This window comes from Bacillus sp. AFS001701, assembly GCF_002559405.1.
Classification (GTDB): domain Bacteria; phylum Bacillota; class Bacilli; order Bacillales; family Bacillaceae_G; genus Gottfriedia.
Map to the genome: position 1 here is coordinate 1 of NZ_NTZO01000117.1, position 488 is coordinate 488.

Genomic DNA, 488 nt, shown 5'->3' on the forward strand with positions numbered 1-488 from the left:
TTTTAATTAATTAATTAAAAATAGTTAAGTTTCAATACAACTAACGCATGCAATAGTTGAACAACGTGATCGGCGATCTTGTTGGTTGAGCTAAATGGCAGGTTATTTAATAAGGTTAGTGGGCGAATAGACGACCTATAAGAAATACAAAAGAAGCTGGTCTATTATTAGACTAGCTTCTTTTGTACTGATTAAATGATTTGTTTCTGTTTACTATGTTCAATAAGGATATATAAGAATTTAAATAATAAATAGTTCAAGTCAGGCAGCGAGGATTTAAATGTGTAACTTAATTATTGATCTTATTGTTGAGTTTTTGGTTAAAAAGAAAATCGTTGGGAGACGGAAGGCTGGGCAAGTTATTGGCATATAAGAATTATGCGTGAACTAAACCTCGACTCAAACGAAGCGATTGAATACGCAAAGCTTAATGCAGGAGTAGTTCAACCATCAAAAAAAAGCATTAACCCGTATTATTTAGGACTAAG

At 32.4% G+C, this 488-nt stretch carries 1 pseudogene; it reads left to right on the top strand.

The features are described 5' to 3' along the window. Window positions 1–342 precede the first annotated feature (342 nt). Window positions 343–488 (top strand): annotated as a pseudogene (locus CN514_RS09975) (SpoVR family protein); the annotation flags it as partial.